Origin of the sequence: Haloarcula halophila, assembly GCF_029278565.1 — an archaeon.
Lineage (GTDB): Archaea > Halobacteriota > Halobacteria > Halobacteriales > Haloarculaceae > Haloarcula > Haloarcula halophila.
Genome location: NZ_CP119559.1, coordinates 2228437 through 2244100 on the forward strand (window position 1 = coordinate 2228437; position 15664 = coordinate 2244100).

A 15664-nucleotide genomic window follows, 5' to 3' on the forward strand; every position below is an offset into this window, starting at 1 on the left:
GGCCCACGCCGTTTTCCGTTCGCTTCGCTACGACAGTGCATCCCAAACCATTTGGGTATATGTAACTTTGCTTGTCCAGTCTAAACTCTACCTGCACTATGCCACAACCAGGCTCGGAATCGATATGGCTCTGGCTCGGTACAGCCGGAATGTTCCTCGGGATGGTGTATTTCATCGCCCGGGGTTGGGGAGAGACAGACGAACGACGACAGAAGTTCTACATCGCCACCATACTGATAACGGCGATCGCCTTCGTGAACTACCTCGCGATGGCGCTTGGCTTCGGACTGACGATCATCGAGTTACCGAACGATCCGGAAGCACCCATCTACTGGGCGCGATACACGGACTGGCTGTTCACGACACCGCTGTTGCTGTACGACCTCGGGCTGTTGGCCGGGGCCGATCGCAACACCATCGCGTCGCTCGTCAGTCTCGACGTCCTGATGATCGGGACTGGCGTCCTCGCGACGCTGTCGGCCGGCAGCGGTGTCCTGTCACCGGGCGCCGAGCGGTTGGTCTGGTGGGGTATCAGCACGGCCTTCCTGCTGGTCCTGCTGTACTTCCTGTTCAGTTCGCTGTCCGGTCGGGTCAGCGACTTACCCAGTGACACACAGAGCACGTTCAAGACCTTGCGGAACCTCGTGACCGTGGTCTGGCTCGTCTATCCGGTCTGGTGGCTCATCGGGACCGAAGGGCTCGGTCTCGTCGGCATCTTCCCGGAGACGGCCGGGTTCATGGTCATCGACCTCGTCGCCAAGGTCGGCTTCGGCTTCATCCTGCTGCGGAGCCACAGCGTCCTCGACGGCGCCAAACAGTCGACGGGCGCGGCGACGCCGGCGGACGACTGACCGGCCCGGTAGCCGGTTCTACGAGCGGTTGCGGTGCTGATTTTTTCGCGTGCGTGTCCACGAGCGCCGGAGTGACTGAAAACGATTAACTGCCTCGGCCCGAAACGAACCGGTAATGGCTAAGGACGTCAAGCCCACGCGCAAGAACTTGATGCAGATCGAGGACCGCATCGAGCTGTCCGAGCGTGGCCACGACACGCTGGAGAAGAAGCGTGACGGGCTCATCATGGAGTTCATGGACATCCTGGATCAGGCACAGGACGTCCGGGACGACCTCGACGACTCCTACGACCGCGCACAGCACGCGATCGACATGGCCCGCGCGATGGAGGGTGACGTCGCGGTGCGGGGCGCTGCCGCGGCGCTCAAGGAACACCCCGAACTGACGACCCAGTCGAAGAACATCATGGGCGTGGTCGTCCCACAGATCGAGTCCAGCAAGGTCAGGAAGTCCCTCGACGAGCGTGGCTACGGCGTGATGGGGACCTCCGCCCGCATCGACGAGGCCGCCGACGCCTACGAGGAACTGCTGGAGAACATCATCCTCGCGGCCGAGGTCGAGACGGCGATGAAGAAGATGCTCGAAGAGATCGAGACCACCAAGCGCCGCGTCAACGCCCTGGAGTTCAAGCTCCTGCCCGACCTCCACGACAACAAGGAGTACATCGAGCAGAAACTCGAAGAACAGGAGCGTGAAGAGATTTTCCGCATGAAGAAGATCAAGGCCAAGAAGGAAGAAGAAGAGGACGAACTCGAAGCCGCCGAGGAAGCGGACGAGGAACTGGAAGCGGTCACCGCTGACGACTGACTCGCTTTTCCGAGCTTTTCACTCACGCTCTCCCCACAGTATCGCGGCCGGTGTTGCAAGCACAGTTTGCCCGCGACTGGACCGAACCGGCATACTACTCCGTCGCGGACTCGACGCCCGTCACCTCGAACCGCGCCCCACCGTCGGTCCCCTCTGTCACCTGTACATCCCAGCCGTGTGTCTCGACGACCCGCTTGACGATGTTCAGTCCGAACCCTGTCCCGTCCTCGCTCGTCGAGTATCCGACCTCGAAAACCCCGCCCCGTTCCTCGGCCGGGATGCCCGGTCCGTCGTCCTCGACGTAGAATCCGCCGGGTAGTTCGCCTACGGTTACGGTGACGTGTGTTCCCGCGTGTTCGACAGCGTTCCGGATCAGGTTTTCGAACAGTTGGCGCAGCCGGCTCTCGTGGGCACGGAGCGTTCGGTCGATGTCAGTGACGAGGGTGGCCTCGGCCGTGTCGACGGTGCGCCAGCAGTTTTGGGCCAGTGCCGCCAGATCGACGAGAGAGCTGTCGGCCGCGGTCTCGCCGTTCTCCGTCAGCGAGAGAACGTCGGTAATCAGCGTGTCGATCCGATCGAGCGCGAGGTCGACCGTCTCGAGGTGCTCGCTATCGCACTCTCGTCGGGCGAGCTTCAACTGTCCGTCCGCGACCTGTAAGGGGTTCCGGAGGTCGTGACTGAGGGTCCTGGTGAGTTCGTCCAGCCTGTCGCGCTGGCGACGTAACAGTTCCTCCTGTTCCTTTCGCTCCGTGATGTCGATGACGATGCCGGTCATCGACCGGGAGTCCCCGTTCTCGGCGACCCGCCCCCGTGCGTCGAGCCAGATGTACTCGCCGTCGGCGTCCTCGATACGTTCCTCGACTTGATAGTGTGTCTCGTTCTCGATCGCGGTCTCGATCGCAGCCTCCACCCGGTCGACGTCGTCGGGATGGAGGCGCTCTTCGAACGCGCCGATGTCGCCGTCGAACTCGTCCGGGGAGAGCCCAAGCAGGTCCAGCAACTCGTCGCTCCAGTACAGGTCGTCGGTGTCGAGGTCCCACTTCCAGAGTCCGGCGCGTGCCTCCTGGAGTGCCATCTCCAGGCGCTGTTTGGTCCGTTGCAGTTCGCGCTGGCGTTCCTTCCGTTCGGTGATGTCGAGTTCGGTCCCGATTATCGCCGGACTCCCGTCGTATGTGGTCCGACTCCCGTGGAGTTCGATATCGATATGCTCGCCGGTCTTCGTGAGTCCGACGGTCTCGTAGTGGATGTCTTCGACGTCCCCGTCGAGCCGCCGCCGGAGCTGCCGTTGTACCCGGTCCCGCTCTGCCGGTGCGACGAGTTCGAGGGGCGACATTCCGACGACCGTCTCCCGCTCGTAGCCGTGAATCTCCGCGAGCGTCGGGTTGACGAAGACGAACTCCCCGTTCTGGATGAGGTAGATGCCGGCGAGGTTCTGTTCGGTGACCTGCTCGTACCGACGGCGGGTCTCGGTTAGTCGCTGTTCGGTCCGGTACTTGTCGACGGCGTTCTCGATCCTGTTGGCCAGGATGGTGAACTGTTCCGGTCCCCCGTCCTTGTGCAGGTAGTCCGTCACACCGGCCGAGATCGCTCGACTGGCGACGGATTCGGTCCCTCTGCCGGTGAAGATGATAACCGGGAGGTCGGGGTGGTCCGAACGGACGGATTCGAGTAACTCGATCCCGGTCGTCTCTGGCATCTCGTAATCGCTGACGATACAGTCAATCCAGGTCCGGTCGAGCGTGGCAAGCCCCTCCGTTGCCGAAGTCGCCGTTTCGACCCGGAATCCCTCATGTTCTCCTTCGAGGTAGTCGGCTGTCAGAGCCAAAAAATCGGGCTCGTCGTCGACGTGAAGAACACGATACTCGGGACTCATGGTCCGTAATCACGTGAGAGAAACATATTAAAAACACGACGGATACACCAGCCGATACACTCGCTCATCTCTTTCTCGGCCTCGGGCGATCCACGCCAGGATCACAGTTGTCTCGACTGCGAAACGTCCCGTCGAGCGGTTGCTCCTGATTGGCGAAGGGGATAAACCGTCGATCCGAGGTCACAGTTTTCTTGTCGTGGCCGCGCACAGCAGATGTATGTCCTGTCCCGAGTGTGGCGGCGAGCAACTGGTGATTCCGGTTCCCGTGGACCTCCGGGAGCACCTCCGGGGGGACGCACCGGGCGTCCTCGTCTGTCGGTCCTGCCTGGCGATGCGTCCGGCGGACGACCCGCCGGCCGAACTGCCCGATCTGACGAGTCTGGACGACGCCCTCCCGTCGAACCCGGAGGCGGCGCTCCCGCTCGTGTTACTCGTCGGGTTGCTGGACTCGCTCGCGGTCAACCGAAGCGAGATCACCGCGTTGCTCGAACGTGCCGAACGGGCCGGCGCCGACCCGTTGCTGGTCGTCGACCGGCTCGGTGACAGTTTCGGCGCGGACGCCCACGTCGACTTGGCGAGTCGCCGTCGACAGCTCGAACAGTTGCTGTGAGAAAACGGCTTACACGCCGGTCGAGTACCGCAGGAGGCCGGCGACCCCGCCGAAGGCGGTCAGGAGCTGTTCACCCTTCTCGAAGTCCGTCGAGACGAAGACCGTCTCCGAGCCCCGCTGGTCGGCCAGTTCCATCAGGTGGTCGATGGCGTCCTCGCGCTCGGCGTCCGCGGCATCGACCGTCGCCGAACACCGGGTGCAGTCGTGGTCATCGGTATCGGCGGTGCTGTTTATCAGTTCGTACTCGTCGTGACCGTTCTCGCAAGTGTAGCTGACGACGTCTTTCCGGAGGTCCTCGGAGATGAGGAGCTGATCGACCGCGCCCATGTTGAGGTTCTGGCGGGTCTGATCGAAGCCGTAGGTGGCCTTGTTGCCGTCGTGGAGTTGCTTGAAGAACTCCTCCATGGTCTGTTTGTCCTGGAGGATCTCGTGTTGAGCCAGGACCTCGTCGGCCGCGTCGACGAGATCGTACAGCCCCGACTCGTCGGTGTAGGCCACGTCGAACTTCCCGAGGACCATGTCCTGGAGTTCGTGGTGGAGGTAATCTCCGTCGAGGAACTCGTCTTTCGTCGGTGAGGGACCACCGACGAGTACGCCGTCCATCTCGTGGCGGTCGTCGACCATCAGGTCGTTCGCCATGCCGGCGACTTCCTGGTAGAAGTTGTCGATCGCTTCGAGGCGCAGCCGGGCGAACCGTTGTGCCGACTGGCCACCTTTCCGCTGTTTGCCCGGGACCAGCGACGACGCGGATTTGACGGGTTCGACCCGCTTTCCTTTGAGCCAGCCGACGTTGGCCTCGCGTCGGTCGAGCACGATGAGGCCGAAGAGACCCTTGTCGGCCAGCATGTCCTCCAGTGGCTCGGTGAGGAACTCGGCGTCACAGTGGTATCGGAACGACTGGATCGGGTCCGGCGGCGATTCGAGGACTTTCGTCACCATATCCGTCCGGCCGCCGCCCTGATCGATGGCACCCGAGAACAGTACCATGCCGTTCTCGGGGGAGGTGTCGTAGTAGCGAAGTCGGTCCTTGATCGAGGTCAACGCGTCCTGGACGGCCGTTCGCGTGTCCTTGGACTTGATGTTCGAGGCCTCGGAGTGCTCCTGGGTGACGTGGGCGACGACATCGCTGAGGAGCTTGTCCTCGGGGACGTAGATAGAGACGAGTTGTGTTCCCGATCCCCGGTAATCCTTGAGCTCCTCGATCACCTTGCGGAACTCGTATTTCTGTTTGTCCGATTGATCCTGTTCCTGCTCGCTCATTACTACGTGTTGGCCGAGGTGGTGTAAGAACCTGTTGACAGGGCGGCGCGACACCCGCGGGAAAGCGCAGCGGTGAACGCAGTGAGCCGCGAGCAAGGGACGCCCGAAGCCACGGGGGCGGAACGCCCGCGGAAGAGGCGGACGATTCGAGCATCGGGGGAACCACAGAACGTGCGAGAGCCAGAGCGGAGCGAGGATCCGAAACGCCGAGCGGCGACCGACTCCACCACGCTGTCGGGTGCCGGTTCGGTCCCTCCCGTATCGGCTACACCTTGTCACCCGACCACACGACAGCCGGTTTTATATGACTGTCATTCCTGTGGACAAGCAACCAAATCATGTCGGGGTACGTGTGTACGGTTGCGGGCGGAAAGGGAGGTGTCGGGAAGACGACGACAGCGGTCAACGTCGGGTCTGCCCTGCAGGAGATGGGGTACGATGTCGCCGTCGTAGACGCGGACCTCGGGATGGCGAACCTCGGTGCGATGCTGTCGGTCGAACCCGAACGGAGCCTCCACGAGATCCTGGCCGGTGACGGCGCCGTCAGTGAGGCATTGACCGACGCGCCGGGTGGGCTGACGGTCATCCCCGGCGAGCAGTCTCTGGAAGCCTTTGCCGACGCCGATCCGGCCAAGCTCCGGAAGGTCATCAAGACGCTGCGGAACGCCTACGACGTTGTCCTGATCGACACCGGCGCGGGGCTGAGCCACGAAGTGGCGGTGCCGCTGGGGCTTGCCGACGGGATCGTGCTGGTGACGACGCCGGACACCGTCGCGGTCGGGGACACCGTCAAGACCGCGGAACTCGCCGACCGGATCGACGGCAACGTCATCGGCGCGATCATCAACCGCGTGACCCGACACACCGACGTTGCAGCCATCACCGAGCAGTTCGACTTCCCGCTGCTCGCCGTGATTCCAGACGACCCGCAGGCGACGACCGAGGAACCGCTCGTCCTCAACGCCCCCGAGAGCTCGGCTGCGGACGCGTTCCGGCGACTGACGACCGCCCTGGAGGGGCTGTGGTTCCACGACCAGAGCGTCGAGGAAGACATCGATACGATCGTCGACGACGACTGGTTCATCGAGGGTGAGGAAAGCGACACCGACGCCGAAGACGAGGACTCCGGGGGCGGGGTCTTCGGGTTGTTCAACTGATCGGCGCTCCGCTCACGATGGAGTTCCAGCGAGCTGTCACTCGGGATCGGTGGTCGTCGTTGGCGTACCAACGAAGGGATCGACTTTCAGACCGGTCGCGTCCGGATTGTGCGCGAGCGACTCTGTCATGTGGATCGCCGTCTCCTCCATGAGTGCTAGACACTCCTCGGACACCGGCTCGTCGTCGTTGGGGCTCGTGCTGAGGTTGAACGTGGACTCGAAGTACAGTGTTCGCCCATCGATCTCGTAGGGAAGGTAGACCCTCCAAAACTCCTTGGTTCGGCGGACCGTCGTACTTCGGCGGGCAGTAACCGTCTCCCCGTTGAACTCGGTCTGGGTCAGCTCTTCCCAGCCCTCGGGGAACGTCGCCTGATCACGGGTCGTCCCGCGCACGAACTGCTGGAGGTTGAGCTGGAGGAAGTCCCCGTTTTGATCGGGTGACTGGAGCTTGACGATGAACACTCCCTCCTGGTTCTCGTCGAACCCCGGCGTCGCAGCCGACTGCTCGCCGAACACGTCCGGGTAGTCGCAGGTGTATGTGAACGGGCGTTCTCCCGGGTCGAACCGCAGGTACTCCCCTGATCCGATGTCCAGGCAGGTCTGGCTGCTGTTGCTGGTGGTATCACCGGCACCGTCGCTGGTGCTACTGCCACCGTCGCTGGTGCCACTGCCACCGTCGCTGGTGCTACTACCACCGTCGCCGCCCGATCCCGGTTCACCCGAGCAGCCGGCCAGTCCCACCGTGACCGCTGTCCCGAGTGAGGCGAGTACTTGTCGCCTGTCGTAGGCTGTTTCGGTTCGGTCGCTCTGGATATCGTGTCGCACGGGAGCCGATACTGTGGGGGATCGAATATAATCGCAGTCTAGCCGTTTAGTGTGGCTCGACCGGACGTCAGCGTGTCCGTATTCCCCGACACAGTGGTGTCACACGTCACATCGACGTTGGGGCTTCGACGCCGACGGCATCGAGCGCGTTCGCGACCGTGTTCCGTGCCGCGACCACGAGCGCCAGCCGCGCTCGCCGGGTCTCCGGATCGGCGTCCAGCACCGGACACTCCCGATAGAAGGCGTTGAACGTCTCGGCGATGTCGCGGGTGTACGTCGCGACGCTGTGGGGTTGGAGGTCCTCGGCGGCTTCCTCGATGACTCTCGGGAAGCGGGCGACGACACGCAGGAGATCCAGTTCCTCGGGCTCGGTGAGCGCGTCGAAGTCGGGTTCAGTGGGGCGGTCCCCGGTTTCGTCGAGGATGCCACAGCACCGCGCGTGGACGTACTGGACGTAGGGTGCCGACTGGGCCTCGAAGTCCAGCGCGCGGTCCCACTCGAAGGTGATCCCCTTCGTGGGCTGTTTCGAGACGATGTCGTATCGGACGGCGCCGATACCGACCTGGTGGGCGATGCGCTCGATGTCGTCCTCGTCGAGATCACCCCGGCTCCGGTCGTCGAGGCGGTCCTCGACCTCATCCCGTGCCCGATCGATCGCTTCGTCGAGCAGGTCGTCCAGATCGATCCCGGTCCCTTCGCGGGTACTCATCCCGCCCTCGGGGAGGTTGACCCACGAGTAAAACACTTGCCGGAGTTGCTCGGTGTCGTTGCCCAGCAGTTCTAGGGTAGCCGACAGCTGGTCGGCCTGGAGCTTGTGGTCCTCGCCCAGCACCGTCACCGCACGGTCGTAGTTCTCGAACTTCCACTCGTGGTGGGCCAGGTCACGCGTCGTGTACAGCGAGGTCCCGTCCGAGCGCAGGAACACGAGGTTCTTCTCGAAGTCGGGCAGGTCGAGTTGCCAGGCGTCGTCCTCGTAGACCGCACAGTCCAGCGCTTGCAGTCGGTCGACGAGTTCGTCCGTCGACCCGTCACGCATGAACTGGGTCTCCTTGACGAACTCGTCGAACTCGGCGGGGAGCCGTTCGAGCGTCGTCTGCATCCCGCCGAGGACCGTGTCGACGACCTCGGCGACCCGTTCGTAGGTCTCCTCGTCGCCCTCCTCCAACCCCTGGAGGATCGCCGCGATCTCGGCTTCGGCCTCCTCGACGGCGTCCGGCTCCTCGTCTTCGAGATACGAGTTGCCCGCCCGGTAGTACCGGACCATCTCGTACTCCGGGGAGTCCCGTTCGGGCTCGGGCAGTTCGCTCTCGTCGATGGTCTCATAGGCCCAGGTGAACACCGCGATCTGTCGGCCGGCGTCGTTGACGTAGTAGTGGCGATCCACGTCGTACCCGGCGTAATCGAGCACGCGAGCGACCGCGTCGCCGATGATCGGGTTCCGAGCACGGCCAACGTGGACCGGTCCGGTCGGGTTCGCCGACGTGTGTTCGACGACGACGCTCGTCTCCCGGTCGGGCAGCCGTCCGTAGTCGTCGTCGACGGCGGCCGAGAGCGTCTCGGCGAAGTAGGCCTCGCTGGGCAGGAAGTTGACGTACGGCCCCTGTGTCGTCACGTCGCTGACGTAGGTCAGTCCGGTGGTGTCGATCGCCTCGGCGATGTCGGCGGCGACTGCCGGCGGTGGTGCGCCGACCTCCCCGGCCAGCCGGAAGGCCGCGCTGGACGCCAGGACGGCGTCGACGTCCTCCGGCGGCTCCTCGATCCCGAGGTCGTCGGTCGGGAGGTCAAGATCGGTGAGCGCGGCCGCCAGCGCGTCAGCGGCTTCCGCGCGAAGCTGCAGGAACATACGCCGGGCTTTCGCGGCGGGGAGTAAATGGGTAACGAAAGGCGGCGTCAGGCGAACAGCCGCGGCCCGAAGATCATCAACAGCAGCCCACCGATCATCGAGACGGTGATCGTGATCGTGACCGCCGTCGTGAGCTGTCGCCGGTCCGGAACCGGGAGTCGAGAGACGAACGACTCCGTGCTCGTCCGAAGGATGTGCCCGCCGTCCAGCGGGAACGTCGGGACGCAGTTGAACTGGCCAATGACGACGTTGATCCACCCCGTCCAGAACAGGGCGTTCGCCAGCAGGAACACGGGCGCGGTCCCCAGTGCGCTCAGTGGCCCCTCGACGGTGTAGAAGTTCGTCGCGATCCCGGTGAAGCCGGCGAAGTTGTAGCCGAAGCCGCCGGCGACGCCGATAAAGGGCAGGATGATCGCCCCGAAGATCCGCTGGGTGAACGAGAACTCCCGTGCCGCGTCGGGGTTCTCGGGCGAGCCACCGAGGAACTCCAGGAACGTCGCGGCGGGGTACTCGTCGATGCCGAAGTCGTTCGTGGTCACGCCGCTGATACCCGCAAGCGGCGTGACGCCGAGGCGGGGACTGTCGCTCCCGCCCAGCGTGACCTGATAGGTCTGTGGCTGGCCGTCGACGTAGCCGACGACTTCGACCTCCTGGCCGGGCGAAGTCTCATCCAGGGCGGCCCCGAGCGTGCTCGCGTCGTGTGTCCGCTGGCCGTCGATCGAGGTGACGATGACGGCCTCACGGCCCGGTGCGCTGGCGTTGTCCAGTGGGCCGTCGGGTTGGACCAACACGTAGGCGCCGATCGGCATCGTCACCGACCGGCCCTCGGCGGTCGACAGCGTCGCGACCGTGGTGTTGCGGACCTCCCGCTCGAAGGCCACGCTCGTCGAGACGTTCGTCCCGTTGACCGCGGTGATCGTCTCCCCGGTCGAGACCGGTGCCGACTGGACGGCGCTGTCGACGACGACTGCCCGATCGACGGTCACGGACTCGGCACCTTCGAGCGAGACGGCGACGGAACTGGCTTCGGTCTCGGCCAAGACCGCGTCGAGTTCGTCGCCGTTCGCGATCGGCTGGCCCTCGACGGCAGTGATCACGTCACCGGACTCGATCCCCGCCTGGGCGGCCGGGGTCTCCTCCAAGGTGCCGCCGACCGGGACGCCGTCGACGACGGCGATCGCCCCCGAGATCGGTCCGAACAACAGGAGCAAGGCGACCAGTGCGAGCGCGAAGTTGTTGGTGACGCCGGCCGCGAACATCCGTGTCTGGGCACCCCTGTCGGAGTGGATCAGTTCGTCCTCGTCGGGCTGGACGAACGCGCCGATCGGGATGAGCGTAAACAGCGCCAGCCCCATCGACTCGATGTCTATGTTCTCGACCCGACAGAACAGGCCGTGGCCGCCCTCGTGGACGACCAGGCCCAACAGGAGTCCGAAGACGATCTCCGGGGCGACAGAGAGCGGGAGGAAGTCGTTGACGCCGGGGATCGCCAGCGCGTTCCGTGGTTCGTTGAGCGCGGAGGGCTGTGGGTTCACGATCGCCTGGTAGGCCCCGAACACGACCATCGCGAACGAGCCGACCATCACGACCAGCGCCATCCCGACACCGAGGTTCCCCCAGGCCCGCCAGAACCGCGTGGGGCGAGCCAGCCAGTCCAGGACGGCTTTCCCTTTCTGGGTGTGGATCGTGGTGATCGGCCCGCTGAACCGGATGTACTCGGGGATCACCCCGCGGGCTCGCAACGCCATCGCCAGCAGGGTGTAGGCGACGACGCCGGCGAGCACCCACGTCAGCGTGCGTACCATGTGTCCCAGACGTAGGTCCACCCACGCAAGAGGGTTACCCTTCGGCACCCACTTTTTACTTCGTCGGGTTTCCTCGCGGCGCTTTGCGCCGCTGTGGCAACCCTCCTCGCAAAAACGTGGGGAAAAACAGCCGGACGCTCGGCGATGCCTCGCGTCCGGGGAAACCGCTCGCTTCACTCGCGGTATGCTTGGACCCTGCCTTTCCCCAGGTCACGGCACGGAGGCCGCTCCCGGCCGACCGCGCTGCGACCGCTCCCCAGGCCGCACCGCCAGCGGCTACAGCCGCCTACGCCTCGCGGCGCAACCGCTTGACGACGAACTCCTGGTCGAGCTTGGCGATGAACGTTCCCAGTTGCGGGCCTTCGGTGTCGTCGAACAGCAGGCGGTAGCCGGCGGCGAAGAAGTCACCGACGGGCACGTCGTGGCGTTTCGCCGTCTCGTAGATCTCGCCCTGGATGGTCTCGCCGTCGTGGCCCTCGGCGACGAAGTCGGCAAGTTCGTCCAGTGCGGCCTCGGTGGCCGCGTCGAAGTCGTGGTCGGGCAGTTCGGCGCGCTTGAGTTCGTAGTCGAAGGCGTTGCCCGTCCGTCGTGCCCAGTTGCGGGCTCGCTCGACCCGGGCGAGTGCGTCTTCGACGGCCCACTCGGGGGCGTCGTCGGGGATGTGTCCCTCCCGTCGGGCGATCTCCTCGCGCAGGTCGGAGTCGTCGGTCATCCCCAGCACTGCGGCGAAGGTGTAGGGAATCCGGACCCGATCGGGGTCGGGGTCGGGGACGACCATCGGGTACGCGCGGTCGGCGACCGCCTGCTCGTCCTCCTCTCTGGGCTCTCCCTCGTCGAAGTACAGCCCTTCGAACCGGTCGAACTCGTCGACGAGCTGGTCGACGTGCTCGACGGAGAAGTCACGCTGCTTGCGCGGGGTCTTCACGAAGAAGTACTTGAACACCTCGGGTTCGAGGATCTCCAGGACTTCGTCGACCGTGATGACGTTGCCCGACGAGGAGGAGAGCGGTTCGCCCTCCAGCGTGAACCACTCGTAGACCATCGGGACCGGCGGCTGGATGTCCAGGACGTTCTCGGCGATGTCTTCGCCCGACGGCCAGGACCCTTCGGCGTGGTCCTTGCCGAACGGCTCGAAGTCGACACCGAGTATCTCCCACTGGGCCGGCCACTCGAACCGCCATGGGAGCTTTCCCTCCCTGAGGGTCGCGGTTCCCTCGTGGCCACAGCCCTCGATGGTCTGGTCCCCGGCCTCGACGTCTTCACAGACGTAGCTGACCTCGCCGGCGTCCAGATCGACTTCGGTGACGCCCTCGGTGAGCTTCCCACACTCGGAACACTGCGGGAGGAAGGGGACATAGTCGTCGTCGACCTTGTTCTGGTACTCCGCGAGTACCTCGCGGGCGCGGTCTGCGCGTTCGAGCACGCGACGCGTCACCGCCTCGAACTCGCCGTCGGCGTACAGTTCGGTGTTCGAGACGAACTCGACGTCGACGTCGACGAGTTCGGCGCTCTTCTTCAGGAGGTTCGTGAAGTGTGCGCCGTAGGAGTCACAGCAGCCGAAGGGGTCCGGGATGTCCGTGTAGGGCTTCCCGAGGTTCCGGCCGAGCGCACCGGCGTCGACCTCGCCCAGGCCGACGACGTTCCACTCCAGGTCGGCCAACTGTCGGGGGACTTTCCGTAGCCGGTCCTTGTCGTCTGCGGTGAACACCTGCCGGACCTCGTGGCCACGGTCCCGGAGCGCCTCCGCGACGTAGTACCCCCGCATGATCTCGTTGAAGTGTCCGATGTGGGGCACGCCCGAGGGCGAGACGCCGCCCTTGATGACGATCGGGTCCGACGGGTCCCGCGCTTCGATCGCGTCCGCGACCGAATCGGCCCAGAATGCCTTTTTTCCGCCGCTACCGACTGCGTATGGGTCTTCGGCCATCTCAGCTCTCCGGGAGCACTTCGGTACCGTCGAAGTCGCCGTTCAAGACTGCGCGGACCACGCGATCCGGATCGGTGCCGTCCAGAACGACCGTCCGGATGCCCGACCGCTGGATCACCTTCGCCGCGAGCAGGTCGACGGGGGCGTTGCTGCCGGCGTCCATCTCCATGTCCGCGATGACATCGACCAGCTCTCCCGCGTCGATCTCGTCGAAACGCGTCGCGTCGGCGTCCGTCTTCGGATCGGCGTCGTAGACGCCGGCGACGGAGGTCGCGTACACCAGCAGGTCGGCCTCGACGTACTCCGCGAAGGCCGCAGCGACGGCGTCGGTCGTCTGTGCCGCGACGATGCCACCGAGTACCGGGATATCCCCGCGACGGATCGCCTCCCGACCCTCGTCGTAGCTCTCCGCCGGTGTCGGTGCGGCCCGGTCGTCAAGCGCGGCGATCAGTAACCGGCCGTTCAGCCGCGTGACGGCGATCCCGAGCTGGTCGAGTTCGATCTCGTTTGCACCCAGATCTCTCGCGGCGCGGATGTACTTCCGTGCTGTCGGACCGCCGCCCACGACAGTTCCGAGTGTATGGCCCTGTTCGTCGAGTGACTGAAGCGCTTCGGCGTACGCAGCGACCCGGTCAGATTCCAGATCCGGAGCCAGGACGCTCCCACCGACTGAGACGACGACTTTCATTGCCCCGCCGTAGCTTCGAGGCGTTAATAAGGGTTGTCAAGCCGATTCGGTCCACCCTGGGGTGCTGGATGCGCGAGACGCATCCGTTCCGGTCCGACAATTACCGGCAAGGATTTCATTCTTTACCGGTGAGAACGATCTATATTCCCGACTGGGGATAAGAAACAAAGGTAAAATTCCCATCCGATGTAACTCTCTCAAAAAGCGTTATAAAATATCTAAGGCGCTATAAAACGATCATAAAACGTGCGTTTCACACTATTTTTGCTAAATGGAGCCGAATCGACGCGAAGCTTCCTTCCTTTATATACTCCCGGCAGCACAAGCGACAAGCGAGGTTACACACATGAGCGCTACCCTAACGTCCTCTACCGAGGAAGAGCCCTCCAAAGAAGAGCGTCTCAAGTCCTTCCTCGCGGAGAAGGCAACTGACGGCGAGATGTACTTCAAGAGCAAGTTCATCGCAGAGGAGGTCGGTCTCTCGCCAAAAGAGATCGGCGCCCTGATGGTGAAGCTCAAAGACAGTGCATCCGAACTCCAGGTCGAGAAGTGGTCGTACACGAGTGCGACGACGTGGCGCGTCGAGCCAGCGTGAGCGCGTCTGTCGCCGAGACCACAGTTCACTGAGTCCGCTCTGAACAATTTCTCTCCCGTGGTCGTTTCGCCTCCCAACCCGAAACGTCCCGTCCGTGAGCGCGGAGTATTAGTGTTCGGCTCCGCTACTCGGCAGCGATGAGTCGGTCCGACGAGAGGCCGCCACCGCCCGATGCGTTGGCCGGCGTCTTCCAGGTCTGGTCGGTCGAGCGCGTCGAGGACACGGTACGGTACGTCGGTGATCCGCTCGTTCCCCCCGACGCCGTCGTCGACGAACTACGGACGGCGTTCGGCCAGCGCGGGTACGATCTGCGGCTCGAACGGCAGTCCACCGACGAGACCGGCGCCGGTGACGGCCGCCGAGTCCCGACTACCGGCGGTAGTGCCTACGTCCTCGTCGCCGAACCGGAGGCGACCTCGACGGGATCGATCCCCTGGCTGAACGTCGGGCTCTTGCTGGCGACGATCGTCTCGACGCTGTACGTCGGTGCGACACAGTGGTACTACATTCCGGTCGCCGAGGCCCCGTTGCGTCTCTTCGAGGCCTGGCCGTTCGTCGTCGCGATGCTCGGTGTCCTCGGGATCCACGAACTCGGCCACTACGTCGCTGCCCGGTACCACGGCGTCGACGTGACGCTGCCGTATTTCATCCCGTTTCCCTCGCTGCTCGGGACGATGGGCGCGGTCATCAACATCCGCGGGCGGATTCCGAGCCGGCGGGCGCTGTTCGACATCGGCGTCGCAGGGCCGCTCGCGGGCCTCGTCGCGACGACCGTCGTCACCGTGATCGGGCTCACCTTGGAGCCGATCACGATCCCACAGGCCGTCCTCGAAAGCGACGCGGGGTACACGATCGACTTCCACGACCCACTGTTGTTACAGGGGTTGGACGCCCTGGTCACCGCCGCTGGCCTGCGGGCGACGGTCGGTCCCGGTGAGTCCCTGCATCCAATCGTCTTCGCCGGCTGGGCTGGGATGTTCTTTACCTTCCTCAATCTCCTGCCCGTCGGGCAACTCGACGGCGGTCACATCGTCCGTGCGATCGTCGGCCAGCGCCAGGAGACCGTCGCGGCGGCCGTCCCCGGTGGGTTGTTCGCACTGGCTGGGTTCCTCTACCTCACTCGTGACCCGCCGCCGATCGGCTTCGGCGTGTGGACGCTGTGGGTGTTCTGGGGCCTGCTGTCGTTGGGCTTTGCCTACGCCGGGCCGGCCCGCCCGACGATCGACGAGTCCCTCGACCGGCGCCGGGCTGCGCTGGGTGTGCTCACGTTCGTGCTCGGGCTAGCCTGTTTCACGCCGGTCCCGTTCGAGATCACGGCGGCCGCGTGAACGGAACCGCCTGGATATCCGCCGAAAGGCGTCTGTCACCGACGTTCCACCGGTCGTATCGGTTCTCCATAGCGACGCTCGTGAAACCCGGGCG

13 protein-coding genes are annotated in these 15664 nt (G+C 64.5%); 6 read left to right on the forward strand and 7 right to left on the reverse strand.

The genetic code is table 11. From position 1 onward, the window contains the following. The first annotated feature begins 98 nt into the window (after nt 1–98). Both P0204_RS11830 and P0204_RS11835 read left to right on the forward strand, forming a co-directional pair. A complete protein-coding gene (locus P0204_RS11830; RefSeq protein ID WP_276179436.1) occupies nt 99–851 on the forward strand; it encodes a bacteriorhodopsin in 753 nt (250 codons plus the stop codon). Nucleotides 852–966: 115 nt separating this feature from the next. Beyond that, nucleotides 967–1659, forward strand: a complete 693-nt coding sequence (locus tag P0204_RS11835; RefSeq protein ID WP_276179438.1) for a V-type ATP synthase subunit D — start codon at nt 967–969, stop codon at nt 1657–1659. Nucleotides 1660–1753: 94 nt separating this feature from the next. On the opposite strand, the gene P0204_RS11840 is transcribed toward P0204_RS11835, so the two are convergent. Then, complete coding sequence (locus P0204_RS11840) at nt 1754–3532, reverse strand: PAS domain S-box protein (RefSeq protein WP_379801828.1); 1779 nt, start codon at nt 3530–3532, stop codon at nt 1754–1756. Nucleotides 3533–3749: 217 nt separating this feature from the next. On the opposite strand from P0204_RS11840, the gene P0204_RS11845 reads away from it, so the two are divergent. Continuing rightward, nucleotides 3750–4142: a DUF6276 family protein gene (locus tag P0204_RS11845; RefSeq protein ID WP_276179443.1), complete on the forward strand. Its 393-nt coding sequence runs from the start codon at nt 3750–3752 to the stop codon at nt 4140–4142. Between the two features lie 9 nt (nt 4143–4151). Here the strand turns inward: P0204_RS11845 and prf1 are convergent, their stop codons facing one another. Continuing rightward, the gene (prf1, locus tag P0204_RS11850) at nt 4152–5402 is read right to left on the reverse strand and encodes a peptide chain release factor aRF-1 (protein ID WP_276179445.1); all 1251 of its coding nucleotides are present in this window, start codon (nt 5400–5402) and stop codon (nt 4152–4154) included. 338 nt (nt 5403–5740) lie between these two features. Here prf1 and P0204_RS11855 point away from each other — a divergent pair, with 338 nt between their 5' ends. After that, nucleotides 5741–6559, forward strand: a complete 819-nt coding sequence (locus P0204_RS11855; protein WP_276179447.1) for a MinD/ParA family ATP-binding protein — start codon at nt 5741–5743, stop codon at nt 6557–6559. Nucleotides 6560–6595: 36 nt separating this feature from the next. On the opposite strand, the gene P0204_RS11860 is transcribed toward P0204_RS11855, so the two are convergent. From P0204_RS11860 to pyrH, 5 genes are all read right to left on the reverse strand, one after another. Then, a complete protein-coding gene (locus P0204_RS11860) occupies nt 6596–7384 on the reverse strand; it encodes a hypothetical protein (RefSeq protein WP_276179449.1) in 789 nt (262 codons plus the stop codon). Nucleotides 7385–7490: 106 nt separating this feature from the next. Then, nucleotides 7491–9227: an arginine--tRNA ligase gene (argS, locus tag P0204_RS11865; RefSeq protein ID WP_276179451.1), complete on the reverse strand. Its 1737-nt coding sequence runs from the start codon at nt 9225–9227 to the stop codon at nt 7491–7493. A 47-nt stretch (nt 9228–9274) separates the two neighbouring features. Continuing rightward, nucleotides 9275–11032, reverse strand: coding sequence for a site-2 protease family protein (locus P0204_RS11870; RefSeq protein WP_276179453.1), 1758 nt, complete (start codon nt 11030–11032; stop codon nt 9275–9277). Between the two features lie 286 nt (nt 11033–11318). Continuing rightward, nucleotides 11319–12959: a lysine--tRNA ligase gene (lysS, locus tag P0204_RS11875; protein ID WP_276179455.1), complete on the reverse strand. Its 1641-nt coding sequence runs from the start codon at nt 12957–12959 to the stop codon at nt 11319–11321. A 1-nt stretch (nt 12960) separates the two neighbouring features. Next, nucleotides 12961–13647 carry a UMP kinase gene (pyrH, locus tag P0204_RS11880; protein WP_276179456.1) on the reverse strand — a complete coding sequence of 229 codons (687 nt, stop codon included), beginning with the start codon at nt 13645–13647 and terminating at the stop codon, nt 12961–12963. Between the two features lie 346 nt (nt 13648–13993). On the opposite strand from pyrH, the gene P0204_RS11885 reads away from it, so the two are divergent. Both P0204_RS11885 and P0204_RS11890 read left to right on the forward strand, forming a co-directional pair. Next, nucleotides 13994–14242 (forward strand): DUF7123 family protein, encoded by a 249-nt coding sequence (locus P0204_RS11885; RefSeq protein WP_276179458.1) that lies wholly within the window; start codon nt 13994–13996, stop codon nt 14240–14242. Nucleotides 14243–14379: 137 nt separating this feature from the next. Beyond that, nucleotides 14380–15570 (forward strand): site-2 protease family protein, encoded by a 1191-nt coding sequence (locus tag P0204_RS11890; protein WP_276179460.1) that lies wholly within the window; start codon nt 14380–14382, stop codon nt 15568–15570. Nucleotides 15571–15664: the final 94 nt, after the last annotated feature.

Coding starts and splice junctions, on each gene's coding strand:
- P0204_RS11885 (WP_276179458.1), top strand. CDS start 13,994: ATGAGCGCTACCCTAACGTCCTCTACCGAGGAAGAGCCCTCCAAAGAA.
- pyrH (WP_276179456.1), bottom strand. CDS start 13,647: ATGAAAGTCGTCGTCTCAGTCGGTGGGAGCGTCCTGGCTCCGGATCTG.
- argS (WP_276179451.1), bottom strand. CDS start 9,227: ATGTTCCTGCAGCTTCGCGCGGAAGCCGCTGACGCGCTGGCGGCCGCG.
- P0204_RS11890 (WP_276179460.1), top strand. CDS start 14,380: ATGAGTCGGTCCGACGAGAGGCCGCCACCGCCCGATGCGTTGGCCGGC.
- lysS (WP_276179455.1), bottom strand. CDS start 12,959: ATGGCCGAAGACCCATACGCAGTCGGTAGCGGCGGAAAAAAGGCATTC.
- P0204_RS11870 (WP_276179453.1), bottom strand. CDS start 11,032: ATGGTACGCACGCTGACGTGGGTGCTCGCCGGCGTCGTCGCCTACACC.
- P0204_RS11840 (WP_379801828.1), bottom strand. CDS start 3,532: ATGAGTCCCGAGTATCGTGTTCTTCACGTCGACGACGAGCCCGATTTT.
- P0204_RS11855 (WP_276179447.1), top strand. CDS start 5,741: ATGTCGGGGTACGTGTGTACGGTTGCGGGCGGAAAGGGAGGTGTCGGG.
- P0204_RS11845 (WP_276179443.1), top strand. CDS start 3,750: ATGTCCTGTCCCGAGTGTGGCGGCGAGCAACTGGTGATTCCGGTTCCC.
- P0204_RS11830 (WP_276179436.1), top strand. CDS start 99: ATGCCACAACCAGGCTCGGAATCGATATGGCTCTGGCTCGGTACAGCC.
- P0204_RS11835 (WP_276179438.1), top strand. CDS start 967: ATGGCTAAGGACGTCAAGCCCACGCGCAAGAACTTGATGCAGATCGAG.
- prf1 (WP_276179445.1), bottom strand. CDS start 5,402: ATGAGCGAGCAGGAACAGGATCAATCGGACAAACAGAAATACGAGTTC.